The organism is Neobacillus sp. S1115, assembly GCF_055385565.1.
In genome coordinates this window covers 2,324,745-2,340,332 of record NZ_AP038275.1, presented here as the reverse complement: position 1 = coordinate 2,340,332, position 15,588 = coordinate 2,324,745, and the positions used below count along the sequence as shown (strand labels likewise).

Here is a 15,588-nt window from a genome sequence, read left to right as displayed (position 1 = left end):
CCGCCCCCATTACAAAGTCATGATATTTTTAATTATAATTAGTTGGAATTGATTTTTTTGTAAAAAAATGTATATCAATATTTATAAAAAGTGAGATTATCAACAGGAGCCAAATCTATTACAAAAAAAATAGGTGAGGTCTATAGCCTCACCTAAACTGGAGATACACTTAACGTTGATTGCTCTATCAATTCTTCAAAAAATTTAATATTTGCTTCGAAAATTGGTACAGTTTGGGACTCTTCTGCTGCCTTGACCAATTTTACAACCATATCATTAAAAGGTGTAGGAATTCCTGTACCTTCAGCAAGCCTTGGAATAACTCCATTAATAAAATCGATTTCCGTTTTGCGTTTCTTTTCTAAATCTTGTAGCATGCTTGCTTTTAAAAGTCTAGAAGCCTTTAATATGAAGCGAAATGTTTCGACATGTCCCGGTATATCCTTTTCACTTTGGATTCGTAATGTTTCGTAATCAAAGTTCCTCTTTCGGTCGAATTTTACACCATTTGCTTTTCCCACTCGTATCGTTTCATCCGCTATATGTACCGCACTTAAAATTGCAATCTCATGATTTAAAATTTCCCCATACGTTGCATTTAATGCCGCCGATAAGCCACTAAACGCATTGTTGATGAGTAACTTTGACCACTTCGTTCCAATTAGGTTATTGGAAATGTGTGTCCCTCCAACAAGGTCTAAAATAGATTTGATACGCTGAATTCTTTCTGTTAATTCACCGTTAAATTCCCCAATCTGAAAAGCAAAACTCTTAAATTTGCTAAATTCTGTTGTAAGCATGGATATACCCGGTTCCATATATGTTGCACCAAATTCAACAGCCCCTGCAATAACACGTTCCCGCCCGACAATGGTAGCAACTTTCTCTTCAGGGATACCGTTTTGTAATGAGCATACTACACTATTCTCGCCAATAAATGGGAGCAACTCATGAAGGACTGAATCGTTGTATAACTGTTTTGTTAATAGCAGGACCAAATCGTATGTTCCTGACATTTTTTCAGGAGTAAGGGCTTTCACTTTAGCTTGAAATTCTGTTGCACCAATAATTTTTGCACCTGAACGATTCAAGGCATCAACATGTGCTTGGTTAACATCAATCAATTCCACGTCTTTTCCACCTGCAGAAATAAAAGCTCCGATAATTGTTCCCAGAGAACCTGCTCCTAGAACTGCAATTCGCATATTAAAAACCTCCCTATTAATCTGATAAAAATGATATTATTTATCTTTTTCTTCTATCTTAATATCTAGGGATGATTAATCAATTCTTTTCTACTAAAAATTTTAAAATCATCTGCTATTTCATAGTGGGCAGGTGTTATATTTTTTAGTTGATCCTTTGTGATTTCATCACTCATTTCCACTAACCAAAGCTGATGATCTCGAAATTTAAAAACGGCGTATTCTGTGATAATGGTATCAACTCTTTTTTTAGCAGTAAGTGGGTACGTGCATTCACGGAGTATTTTTGGCTCACCTTTTTGATTCAAATGTGTCATGGCTGCAATTACCCTTTTGGCCCCGACTACTAAATCCATAGCGCCGCCAACACCAAGCACATCTTTTCCTGGTATTGCCCAACTCGATATATCACCTTGTTCCGATACTTGCAGTGCTCCAATAACGGTTGTATCGATATGACCACCCCGCATCATTCCAAAAGATATGGAACTATCAAAATAGGACACATGCGGCAAAACAGTTACCGGAGCTTTTCCGGCATTAACTAAATCAATGTCGATTTGATCCGGACTAGGGTCTGGTCCCACCCCAAGAATCCCATTCTCCGAGTGGAGCGTCACCAGACCTTGTGGAAGATAATCAGCAACTAGAGTAGGAATACCAATTCCAAGATTAACGATGCCTGAGGTTAATTCTTGTGCACAACGCCAAGCAATATAGTCTTTCATTGATTTTCCCATTACAGCTCCTCCCTTTTAACCACAATATCTACAAATGCAAAAGGAGTGACAATAGATTCTGGATCAAGCTCACCTATTTCAACGATTTCTCCTACTTCAACAATTGTAAGATCAGCTGCCATTGCCATGATTGGATTGAAATTTCGAGCGGACTTCCTATATATGAGATTACCGGCTTTATCTGCTTTATATGCCTTTATGATGGCAACATCGGCAAATATGGTTTGTTCAAGAACATATTCCCGCCCCTTGAAGATCCGCGTCTCTTTCCCCATTGCGAGTTCTGTCCCAGCTGCTGTCGGAGTGTAAAAGGCAGGAACTCCTGATCCGCCCAAACGAATAGCTTCTGAAAAGGTTCCTTGTGGTAATAATTCGATTTCTATTCGGCCTTCCCGATAAGCCTGAACTACCTCTTTATTGGTAGTAAAATACGACCCAATCGCTTTCTTAATCCGATTTTGTTGAAAGAGAATATTCAAATTCGTCTCTTTTGTAATATTGTTGCTAATGATGGTCAGATCTTGAAGTTCCGTTCTATCGATTACTCCTTGCAGTAAATATTCCGGAACCCCTGTTGCACCAAATCCCCCTACTAACATGGTTGCACTCTTAGGAATTTGTTTTATCGCTTCATCGACTGAAAGAAATTGGACATTCGTCTTAATCGGATTCTCCAACTCAGATTGCAAATTTCATTCCCCTTTTCATTAACAAGACCACTCTGACCTAGAGTGAAAAAGTTTGATAATTTTAAAATTTTAGATATTTAAATTTTAAAATAATATATGATTTGAGTCAATCGTATATTTTCTCGTTAAAACGCTATGAGAAGCTTCAAGTAACGAAAAAAAGTCCCCACGGTTGGGGACTTTTCTGCTTCACTGATAATTGAATTACTTTTTACTCCAATCTAAGAGCCTGCTAAATATCCATCGATCTTACAATTTCGGTTATTTTGGGAATAACCTCGAGTAAATGATTTTTAGTCAGTTGTTCAGCTAATTCTCCATCTCGTTCCGAAACCGCCTTCAAAATTTCTTTATGTTCATTAAGAGACTTTTGCGTTGTCTCTTTATCCTGATAGTAAATTGGATACCTTGCCGCTAAACTAGTTATATCTTTAATCATTTTAATGAGCATTTGATTATTACAATGTCTATATAAGGAATTATGAAAGGTTTCATTTATATGAAAATACCCTTCAAAATTTTCCTCTTCACAAATTCCGATTGACTCTTCTATGATCAGTTCCAGTTCTTTTAGATGAGCATTTGAGATGTGTTCAACAGCAAGTCTTGTCGCCAATGATTCAAGATTGGAACGAATTTCAAAGATTTGCCTTACTTCATCTTCCGTTAAGCTGGTCACTGTTGGCCCTGCATGGGGATGCAATTTAACATACCCTTTTTGGGCTAGTCTCTGCATAACCTCGCGTACTGGAATTTCACTCACATTAAATTCTTTAGCGATTTGTGAAATGACTAATCTTGAACCAGGGCGAAAGACTCCCTTAACAATTTTCTCATGTAATTGTATATATACTTTATCGGTCTTTGTCATAGACATTGTCTTTGCCCTCTCGTTCTCTACTCGTTTTCATTATTAGAAAAATATCTGTTTTCACAACCATTATACAAAAATTTGTTTAAAAGTAATATAGATGTAATCGGATATCAACAAAGATTAATCGACCAATAAAGACGACTTAATTACTGTTATTTAACTTTTATCGTTTTTCTTCCGACTGTTTTCTAGTTCGATCACCAATATTTGAATCAGCAATAAAATAGTGGATCTTTGACACAGGGGTAATTTTGGACAAAGCGCGTTTTGTTTGTATGTCCCTAGGGATACTTATTATTCCCGAAGCAGTTAACACGCCTAATATAACCAAAATAGCTCCAACAATTTGAAATGACTCTATTCGTGTTCCGGTGGCAAATGCAATAAACATTGTTACAACAGGAACAAGATTGAAAAATACAGAGGTTTTACTAGCCCCAATCTCCTTCATCCCCTTATTCCACCATAAATAACCCAACACACTTGTAAAGAAAGCCATAAAGGCAATCGCGCCCCATGCTTCAATTGGAATCCTTGATAATGGAACCGGGTTAGGCGAGAAAAAGGAAAGTGCGATTAAACTTATAGCACCAATTATCATTGTATAGGTGGTTGTAGATAGCGGAGTGGCATCCTTAATAAAACGACGGCTTAGTACACCATAAAGGGCCCAACACACGTTTCCAGTTAAGATTATGAAATCTCCTCCTGAAATAGCTAGAGTCCTAATGGTATGAAAGGAACCTTGTGTAATGACTAACATTACACCGAAAAATGCGAGAAATATACTTATTAATTGTTTCCTGGTAATTTTATTCTTTAATATTATTCGAGCAAAAATTGTTGTTAATAAAGGATTTAACCCCATTATTAATGCCCCATTAATGGGAGATGTATATTTTAGGCCTACAAAGAATAAAGCGTTGAATCCAAAAATGCCAATTATCCCGAGAACAATATAAACAGGCGCATTTTTCCTTAATTGGTTGATGTTTATCCCTTCAGTAAAAATTAATATCATGATCATCGCAGCGGCAGCCAAGCCAAATCGCCATGCTGCCGCGGATGTTGGTGAAAAATAGCTGACAGTATATTTTGCTAGATTAAACGTAACCCCCGTAAAAATTGAGAAGCCAAGTAACATCAGGTAGATTCTCATATTTTTCATTTAGCATCATCCTCTTTCAAAAGAGAATAATAGATATCTAATTTTTCTTTTGTCGCTGAAATTACTTCATCCAGCTCCTTTTTTTTCATTTCCATTTTCATTAAATGCCTAGTTAAAATCTCAATTCGGTTATTTAATGACGGGTTGAGTTCTAACGGATTAATATCTGCATTAATTTTTTCCATAACACAGCCGTCTTTCACAAATTCAATCATATCCTCCAAAGACATACCAGTTTCCTTTAGGCTTTTTAAGAAAATCATGAATTGAATATCTGATGACGTATAACAACGACTTCCACCACTTTTTCGTTTCGGCGGTGGCAGTAACCCGATTTTTTCATAATACCTTAATGTGTAGGCGCTAATTCCAGATTGATCAGCTACTTCACCAATGGAAAACAATTACATCAACCCTTTCTATATAATTTAAAGACAGTTTATAACTTAGAGCTAACTCTAAGTCAAGGAAATCTAAGGAAAAATTTTTTATAAAGTGAAATATAAAAATTGTAGTGGGGAATCAAACTTGTTTGGAGAGAACAGACATTTACAATGCCAAGGAGTCATGGATGTATACAAAAGGGTCCAAGAAACAGTAGCTGCCGGAAAACAGCTATGCCTCATGGACCCTCTTACCTTTTTAGATTGCCCAATCACCATTCCGGAAGATTGGAACAACGGTGCCATCTTGTTTGATGCCGTCTATATTCATTTGGTTAGAGCCTATCATGAAGTCCACATGAACAGTTGATGTATTCATCCCGTTTTGCTGCAGCTCTTCCTGGCTCATTTTTGTTCCGCCTTCAATCGTCGTCGGGTAGGCCGAGCCGATTGCCAAGTGGTTCGAAGCATTCTCATCAAATAGAGTATTAAAGAAAATAATCCCAGATTGAGAAATCGGTGATGGATCTGGCACAAGTGCAACTTCACCCAGGCCTGTTCCGCCTTCGTTGTCGAATACCAGCTTCTTGATGGCATCTCCACCTTTTTCAGCAGTGATATCGACAATTTTCCCGTCTTTAAAATGGACTTCAATTCCTTCAATTAACGTCCCTGCATAGCTTAACGGTTTAGAACTGCGAACTACCCCGTCCATGCTGCGAGTATCAGGAGCCGTGAACACTTCCTCCGTGGGCATGTTGGCGATAAATTCTTCTCCTTTTGGGTTTTGGCTTCCCGCACATGCCCAAATATGGTTTTTCGGCAGGCCGAGCGTTAAATCGGTGCCAGGTGCCGTATAGTGAAGTGCATCAAATTGGATTTCATTTAATTTATCAGCTTTTTCATTCAATTTGTCTTTATGCTGGTCCCATGCAGCTATCGGGTCTTCTTCGTATACACGGCAGGTTTTAAAAATTTGATCCCAGAGGGCATCAACCTGTTCTTCAGGGGTTGAGAGATCAGGGAATACTTTGGCCGCCCATCCTGCTCCGGCAGCAGCAGCAACTGTCCATTTTAAATCGTCGTTCTGGGTCGCCTTACGTTGTGCATGGAAGGCCTTACCAGCAACCTTTTGATACTCCGCAACTTTAGCCGGGTCGACTTCATTCAACAAGCCGGGATCGCTTGAAAGAACGGAAAGACGGCTGACACGGTGGTTTAATACGTGGTCTTCAGATTCCTGAATTTCATAGTCAGGAATGCTGGTCAATACTTCCACCGGTTGATGCAAGTAATTTTCTTTTGTAATTTCGTCGTCAGACCATTTGATAATTACTTTTTCAGCCCCCAGGGCATAAGCCTCTTTCGTGATGTGGCGGGCTAAAGGCGCCTGATCAACGTTAATGGTCATTTTCACCCAATCACCAGGCTGAACATTGATTCCCTTCGCCACTAAAAGCTTTGCATACTTATGTAAGTTCTCTTCAAAATTAGGCAGCACTATAAATTTACCTCCCGAAATTTTTTGTCTCGATATTATAGTAGCATAATTGGGAGAAAAAGATGCAACGTGGGACTCTATAGCTGTTGGCACGCCGCCATTTTTATTGATTTTGCTATCAGGTTCTTATTTTTTTAAAATAACTGCAAACTAACAAAAAACTAGGTTGAATTTTTAAGCAGATTTTTTGAACGTTACATAATATCTTGCTACAATAGGATTATGTAACATGGATTAAGGAGCGTTTAGCATGGAATATGTTGAAGCATTAAGGGATGTTAAGCAAATAAATGCAATTAAGAAATATTTGAAAAAGCATTCCGAGCGTGATTATCTTCTCTTTGTATTTGGCATTAATACTGGGTTAAAAATTACCGAAATGCTTGAAATTAGGGCATCAGATGTTTTAGAGAATGATCACACAGCGAAGAATTTTTATCAGTATTCACACCTCGATACTATGAAGGAGGTTTACCTTAACCAAAAGGTCAAAAAAGCCCTCCTCCATTTTGTCCAAACCAACCAACTGGACACGGAAGACTATTTATTCAAATCCAACAAAACAGAAAAGCCTATCACTCGCCAACAAGCCTATCGAATCATTCACCAGGCAGCTGAAGCCATTGGTATTGAGGGGAAAATCGGGACCAATTCAATGAGGAAAACATTTGGATATCATGCGTATAAACGCGGGGTGGCCATCTCTATTCTCCAAAAACATTTCAATCATTCAACCCCATCTGAAACACTAAAATATCTTGGCATCTCTAAAGAGGAGAAAATTAAAACTGAAATTGATGTAAATCTATAATGTCAAAACCCGCTTAATCCATGAAGCAAATTTTTAGAGGAGGAATCAAAAAATGAACGTTCGCGAAATCGAACTCCCGGGAATTGGGAAAAAATTTGAAGTCATCACCAAAAGCAAGGATAAAATTGTGGTGATTATTCACGATGACGGCAGAAGGGATATTTATTATTTTGATCAAGATGATTACGAGGAGGCAATCGCCAGCACAACATTTGATGATGCCGAAGCACGACAGATAGCTGCAATTATCGGCGGAATGACGTATGCGCCAAAGGCATTGGAAACCATTGAAATGGCCTTTGATGAATTGGTTATAGAATGGTTTAAAGTACAAGACGGGTCGGAAGCAGCGGACCAAACGATCGGCCAGCTCAATATCCGTCAATCCTATGAAGTCAATATCGTCGCTATCATTAAACAAAAGAATCACAAAGAAATTCATACCCCTGGACCTGAAACACTTTTAGAGGAAGGAGATACCGTGATCGTATCTGGACAGCGGAAGCAAGTAAAAATGTTCGTAAAAGAAGTTCTCACAAGAAGGGACGGGTGATACTAGATGACTAACACTTTACTTTTTGAAGTAGGAACAGCTCTGGTCTTGGTTGCATTTACCGCCTTTCTGGCAAACAAATTAAAATTCTCCTTCATCCCATTTCTCATCCTTTTAGGGATGGCACTTGGCCCCCACGCCCCTGAAATTGGTATATTTGATTTCACATTTATTGAGAGCGCAGAAATCATCGAGTTCTTCGGGCGCATTGGTGTTTTGTTTTTATTATTTTATTTAGGAATTGAGTTCTCAGTCGGAAAATTAATACGCTCTGGGCGTTCTATTGTTGTCGGCGGGACCATTTATGTAGCGATGAATTTTTTCCTTGGCCTGATTTACGGGTTTGCTACAGGATTCCCGATAATGGAAACGTTAATCGTTGCCGGACTCCTAAGTGTTTCTTCAACTGCCATTGTGGCAAAAGTGGTTGTTGATTTAAAAAGAACCGCCAATTCCGAAACAGAATTGATTCTAGGAATCATTCTTTTTGATGATATATTCCTAGCGTTATTCCTCTCTGTCATGTCGGGCCTCTTGTTAGGCGGCTCAACTACTATATTAGGTACCATCATATCGGTTCTCATTTCTCTCGGTTACATGCTGCTATTTTTCGTTATCGCCCGTAAAGGTACCCCGGTTCTAAACAAACTGTTAGATATTAAATCGAATGAAATCTTTATCCTCGTCATCTTTGCTTTGCTGTTTTTTGTAGCAGGCTTTTCTGAAAAACTCCATGTTGCTGAAGCGATCGGTGCTTTATTATTAGGTTTGGCCCTTTCGGAAACAAAACATCGGGAACGAATTGAGCAATTGGTTATTCCCTTTAGAGACTTCTTTGGAGCCATCTTTTTCTTCAGTTTCGGTTTAAGCATTGACCCATTTAGCTTAGGCGGGGCCATATGGCTTGCTCTAGGTGCCGTGATTCTCACGATCATTAGTAACTTTGTAGCTGGAATGATTTCCGGGAGAAAAGCAGGTTTATCACACAAAGCTTCCTCCAATATCGGATTGACAATCGTTTCAAGAGGCGAATTTTCGATCATTGTTGCTAATTTGGGACTTGCCGGAGGGCTGATGCCTATTCTCAAACCCTTTACCGCAGTATACGTTTTAATTTTGGCGATCCTCGGACCGTTGCTAGCGAAGGAATCTAAGAATATATACAAATTTTTGAACAAGATATTCAAATGGGAGAACAAGGCAAAGAAACGACTCACGCCTGTCCCACAAAAGTCAGTAGAGGATCAAAACAACACCTTTTAAAGGAGGGCTCATAAAAGTGGGCATCGAGTTAGCAATTGCATTGTTAACATATGTCTTATTGGTTGTCATGGCGTATCTTGTCTTTGTCTTATCTAGTGAGAAGGAGGAACGCGGCTCTCTCATTATTAACCAGGCCTATAACTACGCGTTTGCCATACTTTCCTTCGGCATTCTTGTCGTCATTGCCTTGGTCAAACTGCCAAATGTCACGTTGGCTAACCAGACTACCAACTATTTAATTTTGGCTAGTAAGTTTATTTCGGTAATTACGCTTGGGGCGAGTGTTTTTATACTGAATAAACAATACAAAAAAAGGTGATGATTACCAGTTTAAATAGGTATCTTTGGTGAAGATGAGATTTCTACTTTTATATTATTGGCTCATGAGGACAGTTTCGCCTTTGATTTTGCGGGACTTGTCTTCATGACTCACTAATGAAAGAATTTACTCTGTAGATCCGAGTTGCTGACCCTTTATTTTTACCGAGTACTCACTTTTTAAACTCTTTTGGGCAATATAACTATTCTATTTTTACCTTTGGCATCCTCTCCAACACCTTGCCGGGCAATATAACCGCTCTTTTTTTACCGCTGACCCTCTCTCAACACCTTCTCGGGCAATATAACCGCTCTTTTTTTACCGCTGACCCTCTCTCAACACCTTCTCGGGCAATATAATCGCTCTATTTTTACCACTGACCCTCTCTCAACACCTTCTCGGGCAATATAATCGCTCTATTTTTACCACTGACCCTCTCTTAACACCTTCTCGGGCAATATAACCGCTCTATTTTTACCGCTGCCACCCTCTTCAACACCTTACCAGGCAATATAACTACTCTATGTATACCATTGGCACCCTCTTCCACCATCCTCGGGGATAACCACGCCCCTTTTTCCCCCACAAAAAAAATCTGCCTCAAACAAATTACGAGGCAGATTTTTTTAAACTTAAAGATCATTAATAACAATATAAGATGCTTTCACCGGTCCATGCACCCCAACCACGAGGTTCAGCTCAATATCCGCAGAATTGCTTGGTCCAGTGATAAAATTGATGCATGACGCGACGCGGCCCGTTTTATCGTGGATTTCCCGCATTTTTTGAGCGGCCTGCGTCATTCTTGGGACTAACGAGCTCTTTGGAATAAGGACTACCGAAGCAGCAGGTAAAAAGCTTACTGTCCTCCCCTTATTCTCGTCACTAAATAAGACAGCTGTACCAGATTCAGCAAGCGTGACCTCACTGATTGTGATGCCAATATTGGCGTTTTCCGCTTTTGAAATGTTCTCTGCTCCTTTTGCAGGATCCCATTCAAAGACATCAATATTCTGTGATGGCCATTCTGACTTCATTAGGGAATTAAGGCCCCATTCCGCAAATCGCTCATCTTTCCAAGTCACAATTGGACCTCCGCCAAAATCAGCTACCACTCCATTGAGGGTGGAGCCCAAATTGATAAGATCAGTGGTATAAATCGTTGTATGAATCCTTTTACACTGCTCTTTTAACACTTCTAATAATTCATCCTGAGAAGCGTCTTTTAACACCTCATCCTGCGGACGGAATTTCCATTGAGGGCGCTCAACTGGTGTGGTGATTCTTGAACGCCCAAGCTGTCCGGCAATTTTATTTAAAAATGCATCGCGATTTTGGATTGTACCAGTCATCGTTCTATTTGCCCCCCTTCTCGCGATTTTTAAACCAATCTCTGAATCTCTCTTTATTCGGTGCTGGGAATTCACGAATCTCTGTCCAGGCCTTCAATGGTCCGGGTCCCTTCGATATTTTGTCCCCGACCGTAAATGGATTCATCGCCGTTGGTGCAATTTTTGAGCCAATTTTATATAAAGTCGGTGACGCTGCTCCTAAACCGAAAGCCTTCATAGCCAGCTTTTCCGAAATAGGTGCTTTGCCTTCCCTTTCCACGATCACTTCACGATGCTTATGAAGCAGGTTATGCAGAGGAATTTTTACAGGACAAACCTCTGTGCAGGCCCCGCAAAGTGTCGATGCATATGGCAGTTCTTTGTATTCGTCATAACCGCCAAGCAATGGAGACAACACGGCCCCAATCGGTCCGGAATAGATAGAACCGTATGAATGTCCGCCGACATGACGATAAACTGGACATACGTTAACACAGGCCGCACAGCGAATACATTGCAGGACGGATTGGAATTCCCCTCCTAAAATATTAGAGCGGCCGTTGTCCACGATTACCAAATGAAACTCTTCAGGACCATCCACATCCATTTCCTCACGAGGTCCAGTCAACACAGTAATGTAACTAGTTAGTTTCTGCCCGACTGCACTCCTTGTTAATAAAGAAACGAGCACTTCCATTTCCTCGAAGGTAGGAACAATCCTTTCCATTCCCATCACGGTTATTTGCGTTTTTGGCAATGCCGTAACTAAATCCGCATTTCCTTCATTCGTAACTAGAGTAATAGAGCCTGTTTCTGCCACCGCAAAATTACAGCCGGTGATACCAATATCAGCAGACAGGTATTCCTGGCGCAGCATTTGCCGGGCGTGTCCAGCCAATTCCACTGGTTCAGAGGATTTATTATAACCCAGTTTTTTTTCAAAAACTTCACGGATTTCCTCTCTATTTTTATGTAGAGCAGGAGCAACGATATGGGAAGGGGGATCATGATCATCCACTTGGAGGATGTATTCCCCAAGGTCTGTTTCAATAACCTCGCAGCCTTCTTCCTCCAGCGCCTGATTTAAGCTGATTTCTTCGGTTACCATCGATTTCGATTTCACTATCTTTTTAGCATTTTTCTTGCGAGCCACTCCACGAATATATTCAACGGCTTCTTCCTTCGATTGGGCAAAAAAGACATGACCGCCCCGCTTTGCCACATTTTCACTTAATTGCTCCAAATAATAATCCAAACGCTCAAGAACATGCTGGCGAATTTCTTCGCCATGTGAGCGCCATTCTTCCCAATTCCCCAGCTCCTCGGCCGCCAGGCGTCTCTTCAGGCCCATTCCGTCCTGGGCACTTGAAACCGCACCGCGCATAAAGTCATTATGGATTCCCTTATCGACACGTTCTTTAAATTGCTCATTGCCAATTTTCATAGCCATCCTAAAACCCCCCCATTTCTATCAATCTTGCAACAACTATTAACGGCTATTCAATACCTCAGCAATATGCAAAACCTTCACTGGTTTTCCTTTTCTATCAATACGGCCGCCGATATTCATGAGGCAGCCGGCATCTGCGCCAATCAAATAATCCGCACCCGTTTCTTCGACGTGGCACACTTTTTCATCGACCATTTGCTCAGAGATTTGTGCCATTTTTACAGAAAAGGTCCCGCCAAAGCCACAGCATTGTTCCTTGCCAGGCAACTCAGTAAAGTTTAAACCTTTTACATGTTTTAATAGAGTCATAGGGGCTTCCTTTACTCCTAGCAATCTCATCATATGACAGGAGGTATGATAGGTGGCATTCCCTTCAAATGTGGCCCCGACATCCTCAACCTTTAAAACATCTACAATGAATTGAGTAAGTTCATAGGTTTTCTCCGCCAATTTCCTAGCTTTCGGTTCCCAAACAGGGTCGCCTTTAAAAATATGAGGATATTCCTTAAACATAAACGCGCAAGAACCGGAGGGAGATACGACATATTCAGCATCTTCAAACGTTTCAATCATCCGTTTCATAGCTTCCTTCGATTCTTTTACATACCCGCTATTATATGACGGCTGTCCGCAGCAGACTTGTGATTCTGGAAAATCTATCTCGCAGCCAAGCTGCTCGAGCAGTTCAACCGAAGATTTCCCTACATTGCCCTGAAACATATCAACCAAGCAGGTTGCAAATAGACTTACTCTCATTGTTGTATGCCATCCCCTTTGTCCGAAAAATTTGTTAAAAATCGGATCTGTTATTGTATTATTATAATATATTTCAGTTTATTTTGAATTGTTATATGTGAAATTATTAACCTAATGTCGAAAAAGCTGCCTAAACAAAACTGTGGCAGCTCTAATAGTTCTATTATTTTTGAACAATTTCCCCTTTTTCAGTGATATAAATAGCCTTTCGGTTGTTGTAATCTTCCGTTTGAAAGAAGATTCTCGTAAGAACAGGTAAATGAATTGACTGGAGATAGGTTGCAAACTTTCTAATATTTTCCATATAAATTTGTTGTTCTTCGGGAGTTTTTAAAAACCAATCCTCTGACAAATTGATGATCAGGATGCTTTGATAGACCATATCATAATGAAGCGACCTGTATGTCGGTATATGTGGACCTGCGTCCTCACTTAATTGACGGTCGATGATAAAACTGGATTGCTCCAGATGTGGAAACAGTTGGAGAATATATTCTTTGATGGGTTTAGCTTCAGGAGAATTCCATAAAACCGCGGGATACAAATCTGCATATCCCGAATTTGAATCGTGCGAAACAGCTACCTCAAAAACTAACTCAGGATTGCGGTTAGGCGCGGCCATTGCATAATAGCCAGAACCAAGGCCATTATATTGCATACTTTTAATAGAAAAATCCATTTGATATTTTGCATCCAAATAAGAAAGCATCGCCTGCTTTTGCTGGTATTTCCCCCAAGGAGTTCCGTTAAAAATCGAATAAATATAAAATCCTAATACTACAACCAAACCGAAAAAAATAGTCATAATGATCTTCCGAGGCTTCATAAAATATCACTCCCTTTTTACCATTTTATTCGAGGCTGATTTCCTTAACAATAAAAAAAGAAGACCCGACGAGTAGCCGGGTTTCAACTGTGATTTTATCTATCAATCGCTTTTTGCAATACATAATAATAAAGAGATGATTGATCACTTTTCTTTAAGGCTGTTGCCATCCAGCCTTTATTAAAGTAATAGGTGAATACATCCCGCGTCCGCATCCTCCATTCTAAGGCGAGAGACATCCGCTGGATTTTAATTTCCTGGATATTACTCGGAACTGGAACATATAAAAGCTCTGCATTATTTCCGTAATCAAGGTGGACGGACTCTGGCACAGGAAATCCCAGTTCGTCATAGATCACATTTATCAATCGTGGAACGTCACCCGTTTCGTTCACATCAGGGGCCACTTCAGCCTTTTCTTCGGCAATACGCCACTCCACTAGAAACCGGTCGGAAGGCATGCCGGCATTAAGAACGTCGGGCATATTCCCATAGCAATTTTCAATATATTTCTTACAAACCCCGCCTAACTTGCTTAAATTCAAATATCCGTTTACGGTTTCAAGCGGATCATATGTCCACTCAATATGCTTGTAGCCTTTTTCCAAGGCGACTTCCCGCTGCTTTCGTTTTAATTTTTCGCCAATCCCGATTCTTCTATAATCAGGATGAATCCCCATACTATGTGAGCATAAATAGACGCTCGAGCCGTTAAAGCCTGGAAAGCTGTATTGGAAACCGATTAGTTTTTCATTCAGGAAAGCTCCAATGACCAGCCCTCCGTTTTTTACTACTGCAACGTAATGGTTGACAGGCACGGGATTATCATCTGCCCAAACTATACGTTCAAGGTTGGTGACTAAAGCCAGTTCCTCGGGAGAAGTAATTGTTCGTAAAGAGATGTTTTCTTTTATTTCTTTCAAGATTATTCCTGCTTTCTTATAAACAATGATTATACGACCCTTTTTAAGAAGCTTTTTAACCGGTCACTTCTTGGATTGCAGAAGAGTTCGGCCGGCGGACCTTGCTCCTCAATCACACCGTTACTCATATAAATTACTCTATCCGCAACCTCTTTGGCAAACATCATCTCATGCGTTACGACAACCATAGTCATGCCTTCCTCTGCTAGCTGTTTCATAACGTTTAGAACCTCACTGACAAGTTCTGGGTCAAGGGCAGAGGTTGGTTCATCAAATAACATGATTTTCGGATTCATGGCAAGTGCACGTGCTATGGCTACCCGCTGCTGCTGTCCACCCGATAACTTGCGGGGGTAGACATCTTTTTTGTCTTTCAGTCCCACTTTATCCAAAAGGGTTAAGGCTGATTCAATTGCTTCCGCCTTTGATTTTTTCAAGGCGTGCATCGGTGCTTCAATGACATTTTCCAAGACAGTCAAATGCGGGAATAGATTAAATTGTTGAAAAACCATCCCTACCTCATGACGTCGGATTTGCTGGATAATTCTTGGTGTATAATTTAGCTCAATTCCGTCAATGACAATTTTCCCGCTGGTTAATGTTTCGAGTCCATTCAGGCAGCGAAGAAGGGTGCTTTTTCCGGATCCGCTGGAACCGATTAGGGAAACTACTTCTCCGGGATAAACCTGCAAATCTATTCCTTTTAATACTTCCAACTGGTTAAAACTCTTATGAACATTTTCAATTTGAATAATAGGATGCAGATGATCCTTTACTTTATTTGACACCCACAAGC

General features: G+C 40.1%; 16 protein-coding genes and 1 pseudogene. 4 read left to right on the top strand and 13 right to left on the bottom strand.

Annotation, left to right across the window (positions count from 1 at the left end; genetic code table 11):
* Positions 1–152 precede the first annotated feature (152 nt).
* The 7 genes and pseudogenes from ACZ5B7_RS11410 to ACZ5B7_RS11380 all read right to left on the bottom strand — a co-directional run bounded on the left by ACZ5B7_RS11410 (position 153) and on the right by ACZ5B7_RS11380 (position 6,557).
* Positions 153–1,205, bottom strand: coding sequence for a ketopantoate reductase family protein (locus ACZ5B7_RS11410; RefSeq protein WP_464493815.1), 1,053 nt, complete (start codon positions 1,203–1,205; stop codon positions 153–155).
* A gap of 65 nt (positions 1,206–1,270) precedes the next feature.
* A complete protein-coding gene (locus ACZ5B7_RS11405) occupies positions 1,271–1,945 on the bottom strand; it encodes a 3-oxoacid CoA-transferase subunit B (RefSeq protein WP_464493814.1) in 675 nt (224 codons plus the stop codon).
* Positions 1,945–2,634, bottom strand: coding sequence for a CoA transferase subunit A (locus ACZ5B7_RS11400; RefSeq protein ID WP_464493813.1), 690 nt, complete (start codon positions 2,632–2,634; stop codon positions 1,945–1,947). Before ACZ5B7_RS11400 ends, ACZ5B7_RS11405 begins: the two co-directional genes overlap by 1 nt.
* A gap of 232 nt (positions 2,635–2,866) precedes the next feature.
* The gene (locus tag ACZ5B7_RS11395) at positions 2,867–3,511 is read right to left on the bottom strand and encodes a GntR family transcriptional regulator (RefSeq protein WP_464493812.1); all 645 of its coding nucleotides are present in this window, start codon (positions 3,509–3,511) and stop codon (positions 2,867–2,869) included.
* Between the two features lie 277 nt (positions 3,512–3,788).
* Positions 3,789–4,676 (bottom strand): annotated as a pseudogene (locus ACZ5B7_RS11390) (DMT family transporter); the annotation flags it as partial.
* Entirely contained in the window at positions 4,673–5,080 is a 408-nt protein-coding gene (locus ACZ5B7_RS11385; protein WP_464493810.1) for a MerR family transcriptional regulator, read from the bottom strand. The gene ACZ5B7_RS11385 and the pseudogene ACZ5B7_RS11390, both read right to left, overlap by 4 nt.
* Positions 5,081–5,318: 238 nt before the next feature.
* Positions 5,319–6,557: an aminopeptidase gene (locus ACZ5B7_RS11380; RefSeq protein WP_464494471.1), complete on the bottom strand. Its 1,239-nt coding sequence runs from the start codon at positions 6,555–6,557 to the stop codon at positions 5,319–5,321.
* A gap of 253 nt (positions 6,558–6,810) precedes the next feature.
* On the opposite strand from ACZ5B7_RS11380, the gene ACZ5B7_RS11375 reads away from it, so the two are divergent.
* Genes ACZ5B7_RS11375 through ACZ5B7_RS11360 form a run of 4 tightly spaced genes read left to right on the top strand, consistent with a single transcriptional unit; the run spans position 6,811 to position 9,506 of the window.
* Positions 6,811–7,371 carry a tyrosine-type recombinase/integrase gene (locus ACZ5B7_RS11375; RefSeq protein ID WP_464493809.1) on the top strand — a complete coding sequence of 187 codons (561 nt, stop codon included), beginning with the start codon at positions 6,811–6,813 and terminating at the stop codon, positions 7,369–7,371.
* A 52-nt stretch (positions 7,372–7,423) separates the two neighbouring features.
* Positions 7,424–7,924, top strand: coding sequence for a cation:proton antiporter regulatory subunit (locus ACZ5B7_RS11370; RefSeq protein ID WP_464493807.1), 501 nt, complete (start codon positions 7,424–7,426; stop codon positions 7,922–7,924).
* A 6-nt stretch (positions 7,925–7,930) separates the two neighbouring features.
* Positions 7,931–9,187 (top strand): cation:proton antiporter, encoded by a 1,257-nt coding sequence (locus tag ACZ5B7_RS11365; RefSeq protein ID WP_423801930.1) that lies wholly within the window; start codon positions 7,931–7,933, stop codon positions 9,185–9,187.
* A 16-nt stretch (positions 9,188–9,203) separates the two neighbouring features.
* Complete coding sequence (locus ACZ5B7_RS11360) at positions 9,204–9,506, top strand: hypothetical protein (RefSeq protein WP_464493806.1); 303 nt, start codon at positions 9,204–9,206, stop codon at positions 9,504–9,506.
* 632 nt (positions 9,507–10,138) lie between these two features.
* Here ACZ5B7_RS11360 and ACZ5B7_RS11355 read toward each other — a convergent pair.
* From ACZ5B7_RS11355 to ACZ5B7_RS11330, 6 genes are all read right to left on the bottom strand, one after another.
* Complete coding sequence (locus ACZ5B7_RS11355; RefSeq protein ID WP_464493805.1) at positions 10,139–10,858, bottom strand: LutC/YkgG family protein; 720 nt, start codon at positions 10,856–10,858, stop codon at positions 10,139–10,141.
* Between the two features lie 4 nt (positions 10,859–10,862).
* Positions 10,863–12,287: a LutB/LldF family L-lactate oxidation iron-sulfur protein gene (locus ACZ5B7_RS11350; protein WP_464493804.1), complete on the bottom strand. Its 1,425-nt coding sequence runs from the start codon at positions 12,285–12,287 to the stop codon at positions 10,863–10,865.
* A gap of 39 nt (positions 12,288–12,326) precedes the next feature.
* Positions 12,327–13,043, bottom strand: a complete 717-nt coding sequence (locus tag ACZ5B7_RS11345) for a (Fe-S)-binding protein (RefSeq protein WP_464493803.1) — start codon at positions 13,041–13,043, stop codon at positions 12,327–12,329.
* Between the two features lie 163 nt (positions 13,044–13,206).
* The gene (locus ACZ5B7_RS11340; protein WP_464493802.1) at positions 13,207–13,869 is read right to left on the bottom strand and encodes a YfjL-like protein; all 663 of its coding nucleotides are present in this window, start codon (positions 13,867–13,869) and stop codon (positions 13,207–13,209) included.
* Between the two features lie 95 nt (positions 13,870–13,964).
* Positions 13,965–14,792 carry a GNAT family N-acetyltransferase gene (locus ACZ5B7_RS11335; RefSeq protein ID WP_464493801.1) on the bottom strand — a complete coding sequence of 276 codons (828 nt, stop codon included), beginning with the start codon at positions 14,790–14,792 and terminating at the stop codon, positions 13,965–13,967.
* A 29-nt stretch (positions 14,793–14,821) separates the two neighbouring features.
* Positions 14,822–15,547 carry an amino acid ABC transporter ATP-binding protein gene (locus tag ACZ5B7_RS11330; protein ID WP_464494470.1) on the bottom strand — a complete coding sequence of 242 codons (726 nt, stop codon included), beginning with the start codon at positions 15,545–15,547 and terminating at the stop codon, positions 14,822–14,824.
* Between the last annotated feature and the right edge of the window lie 41 nt (positions 15,548–15,588).

Coding starts and splice junctions, on each gene's coding strand:
- ACZ5B7_RS11350 (WP_464493804.1), bottom strand. CDS start 12,287: ATGGCTATGAAAATTGGCAATGAGCAATTTAAAGAACGTGTCGATAAG.
- ACZ5B7_RS11345 (WP_464493803.1), bottom strand. CDS start 13,043: ATGAGAGTAAGTCTATTTGCAACCTGCTTGGTTGATATGTTTCAGGGC.
- ACZ5B7_RS11355 (WP_464493805.1), bottom strand. CDS start 10,858: ATGACTGGTACAATCCAAAATCGCGATGCATTTTTAAATAAAATTGCC.
- ACZ5B7_RS11395 (WP_464493812.1), bottom strand. CDS start 3,511: ATGTCTATGACAAAGACCGATAAAGTATATATACAATTACATGAGAAA.
- ACZ5B7_RS11370 (WP_464493807.1), top strand. CDS start 7,424: ATGAACGTTCGCGAAATCGAACTCCCGGGAATTGGGAAAAAATTTGAA.
- ACZ5B7_RS11410 (WP_464493815.1), bottom strand. CDS start 1,205: ATGCGAATTGCAGTTCTAGGAGCAGGTTCTCTGGGAACAATTATCGGA.
- ACZ5B7_RS11375 (WP_464493809.1), top strand. CDS start 6,811: ATGGAATATGTTGAAGCATTAAGGGATGTTAAGCAAATAAATGCAATT.
- ACZ5B7_RS11405 (WP_464493814.1), bottom strand. CDS start 1,945: ATGGGAAAATCAATGAAAGACTATATTGCTTGGCGTTGTGCACAAGAA.
- ACZ5B7_RS11340 (WP_464493802.1), bottom strand. CDS start 13,869: ATGAAGCCTCGGAAGATCATTATGACTATTTTTTTCGGTTTGGTTGTA.
- ACZ5B7_RS11365 (WP_423801930.1), top strand. CDS start 7,931: ATGACTAACACTTTACTTTTTGAAGTAGGAACAGCTCTGGTCTTGGTT.